12 protein-coding genes are annotated in these 7,724 nt (G+C 72.1%); 9 read left to right on the top strand and 3 right to left on the bottom strand.

Annotation, left to right across the window (positions count from 1 at the left end; translation table 11 throughout):
- Window positions 1–205, bottom strand: a 205-nt coding sequence (locus ACQ0O7_RS27120; protein ID WP_430785637.1) for a hypothetical protein, incomplete at its 3' end; no start/stop codon positions are given.
- 47 nt (window positions 206–252) lie between these two features.
- Here ACQ0O7_RS27120 and ACQ0O7_RS27115 point away from each other — a divergent pair.
- Complete coding sequence (locus ACQ0O7_RS27115) at window positions 253–771, top strand: hypothetical protein (RefSeq protein WP_430785635.1); 519 nt, start codon at window positions 253–255, stop codon at window positions 769–771.
- Here ACQ0O7_RS27115 and ACQ0O7_RS27110 read toward each other — a convergent pair.
- Window positions 713–1,822: an NYN domain-containing protein gene (locus ACQ0O7_RS27110; protein WP_430785633.1), complete on the bottom strand. Its 1,110-nt coding sequence runs from the start codon at window positions 1,820–1,822 to the stop codon at window positions 713–715. The two genes, ACQ0O7_RS27115 and ACQ0O7_RS27110, sit on opposite strands and share 59 nt — an antisense overlap.
- Window positions 1,803–2,267, bottom strand: coding sequence for a hypothetical protein (locus tag ACQ0O7_RS27105; protein WP_430785631.1), 465 nt, complete (start codon window positions 2,265–2,267; stop codon window positions 1,803–1,805). The genes ACQ0O7_RS27110 and ACQ0O7_RS27105 overlap by 20 nt, the downstream gene beginning before the upstream one ends.
- Before the next feature lie 207 nt (window positions 2,268–2,474).
- Here ACQ0O7_RS27105 and ACQ0O7_RS27100 point away from each other — a divergent pair, with 207 nt between their 5' ends.
- The 8 genes from ACQ0O7_RS27100 to ACQ0O7_RS27065 all read left to right on the top strand — a co-directional run bounded on the left by ACQ0O7_RS27100 (window position 2,475) and on the right by ACQ0O7_RS27065 (window position 7,724).
- Complete coding sequence (locus tag ACQ0O7_RS27100; RefSeq protein ID WP_430785629.1) at window positions 2,475–3,428, top strand: sensor histidine kinase; 954 nt, start codon at window positions 2,475–2,477, stop codon at window positions 3,426–3,428.
- Entirely contained in the window at window positions 3,425–4,072 is a 648-nt protein-coding gene (locus ACQ0O7_RS27095) for a response regulator (RefSeq protein WP_430785627.1), read from the top strand. The genes ACQ0O7_RS27100 and ACQ0O7_RS27095 overlap by 4 nt, the downstream gene beginning before the upstream one ends.
- 270 nt (window positions 4,073–4,342) lie before the next feature.
- Window positions 4,343–5,092 carry an alpha/beta hydrolase gene (locus tag ACQ0O7_RS27090; RefSeq protein WP_430785625.1) on the top strand — a complete coding sequence of 250 codons (750 nt, stop codon included), beginning with the start codon at window positions 4,343–4,345 and terminating at the stop codon, window positions 5,090–5,092.
- A 118-nt stretch (window positions 5,093–5,210) separates the two neighbouring features.
- On the top strand, window positions 5,211–5,876 hold the full coding sequence (locus ACQ0O7_RS27085) for a DUF6882 domain-containing protein (RefSeq protein WP_430785623.1): 666 nt from the start codon (window positions 5,211–5,213) through the stop codon (window positions 5,874–5,876).
- Between the two features lie 20 nt (window positions 5,877–5,896).
- Complete coding sequence (locus ACQ0O7_RS27080; protein ID WP_430785621.1) at window positions 5,897–6,109, top strand: DNA-binding protein; 213 nt, start codon at window positions 5,897–5,899, stop codon at window positions 6,107–6,109.
- A 3-nt stretch (window positions 6,110–6,112) separates the two neighbouring features.
- Window positions 6,113–6,406, top strand: coding sequence for a DUF2316 family protein (locus tag ACQ0O7_RS27075; protein ID WP_430785619.1), 294 nt, complete (start codon window positions 6,113–6,115; stop codon window positions 6,404–6,406).
- A gap of 22 nt (window positions 6,407–6,428) precedes the next feature.
- Window positions 6,429–7,058, top strand: coding sequence for a signal peptidase I (gene lepB, locus ACQ0O7_RS27070; RefSeq protein ID WP_430785617.1), 630 nt, complete (start codon window positions 6,429–6,431; stop codon window positions 7,056–7,058).
- Between the two features lie 9 nt (window positions 7,059–7,067).
- Window positions 7,068–7,724, top strand: coding sequence for an alpha/beta hydrolase (locus tag ACQ0O7_RS27065; protein WP_430785615.1), 657 nt, complete (start codon window positions 7,068–7,070; stop codon window positions 7,722–7,724).

Here is a 7,724-nt window from a genome sequence, read left to right as displayed (position 1 = left end):
CGGCCTCACCGGATGATGTTGAAACGACCGTGCCGCTGTCCCGGAGGCGCCGCAGTTTCTCGGCATGGCGTCGCTGAAGACCCCAGTCACGACGAATCTTGTGCTGACGACGAAACTCCGCACGATCCGGATCGTAATTCCGGGCCTTCGTCCAATCCCGCATAGCAGCAGTTTGCGCCCGGCTGAACAACGACATCTGAGCCATACCCAGAATTCTCCCGGGCCCCGGCCGAGAAGTGTAAGAAGTCGATCATGCCATTCGCATTCACACACCAGAACCGACAAGTTGTCGCCGAGGTTCCCCCACATTCACGCCGCGCCGGGCGAAAGGGCATCATCAAACACCGCACCGCGGCTCATCTGAGCACGGTCACCGGCTGGATCATGGATCCGGACGACGCGGTGGCGGCTCGGGCGATCGCCCTGACCGCCTGGTACCCGCCATCGATCGGCGCCTGGCTGGCCGTCCCCGCCGGCCGGGTGCAGCCGTGGGCCAGCGCCAACCTGGCCCCGACCCACCCCACCGGCGCCGACCCGCGGATCGACCCGCCGCTGGGCGATCTGGCCGCCGACGGCCCCGAGCTGGCCGCTGACGGCCCCGAGCTGGTCGCGGTGACCGCGGCGGTGGCGCTCGCCTACCGCCGAGCCGACGTCCCCGGCTCGTGGCGCGCCCTGCTGGCCGAGGCCGCGGAGCGGGACCCGATCGGGAACATCACCGGCTGGGATCGGGCGCTGCGAGGTTTCGTGAATCTGGCTCCGCGCCGTCTCTGACCGGCCCGCAATGCCGGCAGGCCCCGCGTCGCCGCCGGTGATACAGAACGGTGGCCACGCCCAGCGCGACACCCCACAGCACCCACGGCACGCTGGGCAGGCGCAGCCCCCACCCGTCGCCGACGGCCGGATCCCAGGCCATCATCAGGCCGGCCGGGACGAGCACGATCGCGACCGCCGACGCCGGGACGACCGCGAGCATCGGTGGCACCGGACGGCCGGCCCGGAACCAGATCCACCGCGGATAGACCTCACCCCACCGGCTGACCAGGCCGTGGGTGAGCACTCCGCCCACCATGGAGGCCACCGCACAGCCGAGCCCGATCTCCAGCATCCCCGGGGTGTTCCGCATCATCGTGAGGAACTCCGGGCTGATGCCCAGCGGATGGCCGAAATACCAGGCCAACCGGGTTATCTCGTACGGTAGGGGCGCCAGCCACGCGACCAGCACCGCCCAGTGTCCCCACCGCAGCAGTCGCTCCCGGGAGGGTTCGTCACCGGGCGAGCCGGGCCGGCGGCCGCAGTGCGGGCACGCCCCCCGGACGCGGCGCTGGTGGGCGAGGGTGGCGGCGGCCCACAGCAGTCCACCCACGAACAGGATGATCAGGTGGGTGCGGTGCCAGTAGAGGATGTCGCCGATGCCGTCCTGCGGGCCGGGCACCCCGGTGAAGGCGAACACCAGCAGCAGCGGCGCGAACGCCAGCACCGCGATCAGCGTGTAGTCCGGGATGACCAGGGCGAGGGTGGCCGCCGCGAGCCAACCGAACGCGATCGTCGGCATCGGCCACCGGCCGGAACCGGCGCGCCGGGCCATCGTGAGCGCCACGACCGTACCGGCCAGGCCCAGCACCGCCATCAGCGGCGCGACCACCTCGGCCGGCGCACCCTCCAGGATCGACGCCGACCGGCGGTCGTCGGGGGCCGGCGCGAACGGATAGCCGTCGCCACCGGCCGTCCAGAAGACCCCGAGCACGGTGTACGCCGCTGACCAGCCCGCCGCCGCATACCCGGACCAGGCCGGCCACCCCCGGTCAGGAGCCGCGGACGACATAGCCGCCGGCCAGGACCTGGTGCCGGGGCCGGCCCGGGAACTCCGCGTCCAGGTCGAAACATCGGGTCGGCGGGCGCTCCGGTCCCCCACTGGCCTGCACGAACGCTACCTGATCGGGCCGCCGGCCACCGTCGATGATCTTCACGACGAAGGCATGGTTGCGGATCGGGCCCACTCCCTCGGGGACGACAGCGGTGAACTCCGCGACCCGGCCGGTCACCCGCAGGCAGGTCACCGCCGCCCAGCCCCGCGCCACCAGCGAGCCGTCCGGCAGCAGGTGCCGGAACCAGAATCGGTCGCCTCGCACGCCGAACCACACCGGGTGCCCGTCGGCGTCGGCCGGGGTGAGCACGATCCGCCCCACCCCGCTCACACTCACCGGCTGCGCCGGTACCGGCACCGCACCCAGCGCGACGGCCGTCACCGCGTTGATCAATGGAGACATTGCCACTCCTCAAGAAGACGATCCGGGAAACGACCGGAAAGACGATCCGGCAAACGATCCAGGAAGACGATCCAGGAAGACGATCTGTGAAGACGCTGCCCACCAGCCTCGTTTCCGCGGGCCGGCGGCACCATCTGCCGATGTGGTGATCGGGGTGCGGGTTTCTCTGCCGATCGGCGTACGGCGATGTCCTTCTACGATCGGGGCATGACGCGTCGGCACCTCGGATGGATCAGCATGGCGGCCAGCGCGGTCACCCCGGCCGTGGCGTTCCGGACCGATCTGGAGCACCTGTTCATGCCGGTGATGACCGTCCTGGCGGTGTTGCTGGCCGCCGCGATGCGCTGGGGACCGGGCCGTCATCTGGCCGCGGCCGTCGGGCTGGCCGGGGCGGCGATGGCGCTGACCCTGTGGTCGTTCACCGGCGGTCTGCCGCCGGTGCAGCGCGTCGCCGCGGCCGCGGTCTGGACCACACCGGCCCTCCTCGCGGTGGTGGTCGGCGGCTATCCGCGGCTGATGCTGCACCGGCGGGCGGTGGCGGTCCGGCAGGCGCGCCAGGCGCAGCGGTTGCAGGTGGCCCGGGATCTGCACGACTTCGTGGCCCACGACATCAGCGGCATCGTCGCGCAGGCGCAGGCGGCCCGGTTCGTCGCCGGCACCCGCCCGGAGGAGGCCGGGCCGGCGCTGGAGCGGATCGAGGCGGCCGGTCTGGCCGCGCTGGCCACCATGGACCGGATGGTCGGGATGTTGCACGAACCGGACCCCTCGCCGGTACGCCCACCGCCCACGCTCGACGACCTGCCCGCCCTGGTCGACCGCTTCACCACGAGCGACCACCTTCAGGTCCGGCTGGTCCGGGGCCCCCGGATCGGGGAGGTACCCCGGGACCGGGCGGCTACCGCGTACCGGATCGTGGTCGAGGCCCTGACCAACGTCCGCCGGCACGCACCGGCCGCGACCCGCGTCGACGTGTCGGTCACCGGTGACGCCGGCGGTGTCCGGGTGCGGGTCGGCAACGACACGACCGGCCCGGCACCCCGTCGGCGGCACGGCGGGCGGGGACTCGCCGGGCTGCGCGACCAGGTCGCGGCCGGCGGCGGCACGCTGACCGCCGGGCCGTGCGCGGACGGCTGGGAGCTGGTCGCGGTGATCCCGGCGTGACCGGCACCCGGGTTCTTCTCGCCGACGATCATCCGGACGTCCGCAGCGGGTTCCGCCTGGTTCTGGACTCGCAGCCGGACATCAGCGTCGTCGGCGAGGCCGCCGACGGCACCTCCGCCCTGGCCATGGCCCGGCGGCTGCGGCCGGACGTGGTGCTCACCGACATCCGGATGCCCGGCGTCGACGGCCTGGAACTGACCCGCCTGCTGACCGATCTCGGACTGCGGGTGGTCGTGGTCACCACCTTCGACCTGGACGAGTACGTGGACGCCGCCCTGCGTAACGGCGCCTGCGGTTTCCTGCTCAAACGGTCCGGTCCGGCGCTGCTGGTCGAGGGGGTGCGCGCGGCGATGGCCGGGGACGCGCTGATCAGCCCGCAGATCACCGTGCGGCTGCTGCGCGCGGTGACCGGAGGAGCCACCGGGCCGCCGGTGCGCAACCCGCTGACCACGCGGGAGACCGATGTCGTACGGCTGGTGGCCCGCGGTCTGACCAACGCCCAGATCGGCGCCGAGCTGCACATCTCGGCCGGCACCGCCAAGACCCACATCGCGAACGCGCAGGCGAAGCTGGAGCTGGGCAACCGGGTGGCGATCGCGGCGTGGGCGTGGCGGGCCGGGCTGGCCGACCCGGCCGCGATGTGAGGCGGTAGGGTGGCGGTGCGCCCCGGATGGGCCGACACGATGGAGGCAGTTCACTTCAGCCGCCGCTGAGCCGTGACAGGCTCGCCGGCCGGGCCCATCCTCGATGTCGCTCGCCGTGGTTCTCCGTCCGGCTGTGTCGCTGCTCCCGTCGTGACAAGACGACACGCTCGTCACTGACGACACGTTCGTCGCCGGCGACATGCTCGTCACTGACGACACGCTCGTCACCGCGAGACGACACGCTCGTCGCCGGCGACACGAAGGAGACCCGTGCACCCTGACATCACCTGCTATCCCGCTTCTCTCCCCGGGCCACGACCGGCGGTGCTGGTCCTGCCCGGCGGCGGTTACCGGTTCCACACCGGGCACGAGGGCGAGGGATACGCCCGCTGGCTGAACAGAATCGGACTGCACGCGTTCGTGCTGCGGTACCCGCTGCTGACCGAACACCGTTTCCCCGCGCCGATGGAGTCCGGCCGGGCCGCCCTCGACTGGATCCGGGGCGGCGCGCACGGACTCGACATCGGCGAGCATGTCGGGGTGATCGGCTCCAGCGCCGGCGGGCACCTGGCCGGGCTGCTGGCCACCGGCACCGTCCTGGACGAGGAGGATCTGGACGCCGCGCCGCCGCGCCCGGACTTCGCGATCCTGGCGTACGCGGCGGCCGATCTCCATCTGCTTCCGGACGAGCCGGTCGCATGGATCCTGGACGGCCGGATGGAGCTGCGGGACCGGCTCTCCCCGGCCCGCCACATCGACGCCGCCACCTGCCCGGCGTTCGTCTGGGCCACCGCCGAGGACCCGCCCGGGTTTCCGAACTCGCTGGCGTACGCGCAAGCCCTCTTCGACGCCGGGATCCCGGTCGAGTTGCACATCTATCCGCGGGGCCGCCATGGGCTCGGCCTGGCGGACGGGGTCGCCTACGGGGAGCACGGGGACGTCCACATCCCGCACACGGCGCAGTGGGCGCGGGCGTGTGAGGCGTGGCTGCGCGAGGAGGGTTTCCTGCCCGCCGAATAACCCTTGATCACCGTACGGCCACGGTGGGTGATGTCCGGGAAAGTCCGGCATCCGACCGTGCCGGGCCGCCGAGCGTCATGTAACACTGCACCGGCTCCCTTGATCGAAAGGCCGGTCCGTGTCCTCGTTCGATGACCTGTTCGCCCAGCATGTCGCCACCGGCATGGCTCGCCAGCTGGCGCTCGCCGATCTGCTCGGCGAGCGCGGCTGGCAGCTCGACCTGAACGCGGGCCTGGTGACGTTCGGCGCCGATCTGCGCTACACCATCCAGATGATCGGCACGGAGAGTCACTCCGACGGCACCTGGCTGTGGGCCTGGGCGAACACCGGCGGCAACATCGACCCGTCGCTGCTGGAACTGGCCGGCTGGCTGCGCGAACACGGCCGGCTGTACGGGGTCCGCGAGTTCACCGAGCCGTCGTTGCGCCTGGACCGGGTGGACGGCCACCGGATCGCCCTGGTGGCGTCGGGGCTGACCGGGCGGCCGTACTACCGGGGCACGTACAACGGCGGCGCGATCTTCTTCCATCTGGAGAACCTGCCCGCCCGGGTGCGGGGCGCGGTCCCGCCGGAGAAGACGTTCACCGTGCTCGGGCAGGTGCTCCAGGCCTTCGCCGTCGATCACCGTACGGTGGTGGTGTCGTTCCTGCAGCAGCAGGGCTGGCGGGTCGACGACGCCGCGCACGGGGTGATCGGCCGGCACGGTGACGGCTCCCAGCTGCGGGTCACCTTCGACCACCTGGGCCGGGTCAGCGACATGACGGGGCAGCTCCAGCCCCGCTGAACGGCGCCTATGGTGGGGTGATGAGCACCCGGGACGTACCAGCGCGGATCGGCGACCTGCCCCCGATCGGCCGCCCGGCCAACAGCGCGCTGCTGGCGGCGGGCATCACCACGCTGGCCCAGGTGGCCACCCGTCGCCGGGCCGACCTGCTGGCCATGCACGGGGTCGGCCCGAAAGCCGTCCGCATCCTCACCGAGACCCTGACCGACCACAACCTGACCTGGGCGGACTGACCCATGTCGCTGACCGCCGAGCAGCGCGCCCGCACCCGCGAGGAGTTGCGCGCCAACTTCGGCCTGTCCGGGGTGCCGGCGTCCCAGGCCGCCCGTGCGCTGGGCTTGACCGAGCAACAGCTGGAAGACGCGCTGGACATGGCCCCGTCCGTCCATCCGGCCGACATCTGGACGCTGCGCGACTACCTGGAGCGCGAGGTCCTGGCCCGGGGCGAGGCCCCCGTCCCGTTCACCGTCCTGACTGCGAAGGCCCGCATGAGCACCGTCCGCTGGTTCACCACACCGGGCGCCTCGTGACTCGACCGCGTACGCTCCGGGCGTGACGGACGAGAAAACTGCGAAACGGTCGTTCTGGCGCGAGCTGCCCGTGCTTCTGGGGGTGGCGATCGTCGTCGCCGTGTTGGTCCGCTCGTTCGTGTTGCAGACCTTCTTCATTCCGTCGCCGTCGATGCAGCACACCCTTGAGCTGTGGGACAAGGTGCTGGTCAACAAGCTGGTCTACAACTTCCGGGAGCCCCGGCGCGGTGAGGTCATCGTCTTCAAGGCGCCGGGCGTGTGGAATCCCCCGCCGGGCGGTGAGGACTTCATCAAGCGGGTCATCGGCCGGCCGGGCGACAACCTGGTGTGCTGCGACGACCAGCGCCGCCTCATGATCAACGGCCGGTCGCTGGACGAGCCGTACGTCTACCCCGGCAACCAGGTCGCCGCCCGCGACTTCGACATCACCGTCCCGGCTGGCCGCCTCTGGATGATGGGTGATCACCGGGAGGCCTCCGGCGACTCCCTGCAGCACTACGAGCAGAGCGCCGCCACCGACGAGGCCGGCAAGCTGCTGGACGCCACGGTCCCGGTGGACGCGGTCGTCGGCCGGGCCTTCACCATCTTCTGGCCCCTGGACCGCGCCACCTTGCTCTCGGTCCCGGAGTCGTTCAGCGCGATCCCGGAGTAGCACCGGGCGATGGATACCGCGTACGTGTTGCTGCACAGCCCGACGGTGGGCCCGTCGACGTGGGCGCCCGTCGCCGGGCGGCTGCCGGGCGCCGTGGTCCCGTCGCTGCTGCGTGTCGGCGACGCCGGCCCGCCGTTCTGGCCGGCCGTGGTGGAGGCGGTCACCGCGGAGATCGATCGGCTGCCGGCCGGCACCAGGGTGGTCCTGGTGGCGCACAGCAACGCCGGACGGTTCGTTCCCGTCCTGGCCGAACATGCCGCGGCCTGCGTCTTCGTCGACGCCGCGCTGCCCGGTCAGGCCGGCCCGGCCCCGGAGTTCCTGCGGGCGATGACCGGCCTGGACGGCCGTCTACCCCGCTGGACCGACTGGTGGGACGAGGCGGACGTGGCCCCGCTGTTCCCGGACGAGACGACCCGCCGGACCGTCGAGGCCGAGCAACCACGGCTACCGCCGGCCTACTTCGAGCAGCCCGTCCCGGTTCCTCCGGGCTGGGACACCATGCCGTGCGCCTACCTGCTGTTCTCCGGCCGGGCGTACGCGGCGGAGGCCGCCGGCGCCCGCGCCCGCGGCTGGCGGGTCGATCACCTGCCCGGCCTGCACCTGCACCAGCTGGTGGATCCGGCCGGGGTGGCGGCCCGGATCGAGGAGATGTCACATTCCGGCTGA

Origin of the sequence: Actinoplanes sp. G11-F43, from assembly GCF_050589265.1 — a bacterium.
Classification (GTDB): domain Bacteria; phylum Actinomycetota; class Actinomycetes; order Mycobacteriales; family Micromonosporaceae; genus Actinoplanes.
Note: the sequence above shows the minus strand (reverse complement) of the source record. Positions and strands in the feature narration are given on the sequence as shown.

Coding starts and splice junctions, on each gene's coding strand:
- ACQ0O7_RS27115 (WP_430785635.1), top strand. CDS start 253: ATGCCATTCGCATTCACACACCAGAACCGACAAGTTGTCGCCGAGGTT.
- ACQ0O7_RS27110 (WP_430785633.1), bottom strand. CDS start 1,822: ATGTCGTCCGCGGCTCCTGACCGGGGGTGGCCGGCCTGGTCCGGGTAT.
- ACQ0O7_RS27105 (WP_430785631.1), bottom strand. CDS start 2,267: ATGTCTCCATTGATCAACGCGGTGACGGCCGTCGCGCTGGGTGCGGTG.
- ACQ0O7_RS27100 (WP_430785629.1), top strand. CDS start 2,475: ATGACGCGTCGGCACCTCGGATGGATCAGCATGGCGGCCAGCGCGGTC.
- ACQ0O7_RS27080 (WP_430785621.1), top strand. CDS start 5,897: ATGAGCACCCGGGACGTACCAGCGCGGATCGGCGACCTGCCCCCGATC.
- ACQ0O7_RS27075 (WP_430785619.1), top strand. CDS start 6,113: ATGTCGCTGACCGCCGAGCAGCGCGCCCGCACCCGCGAGGAGTTGCGC.
- ACQ0O7_RS27065 (WP_430785615.1), top strand. CDS start 7,068: ATGGATACCGCGTACGTGTTGCTGCACAGCCCGACGGTGGGCCCGTCG.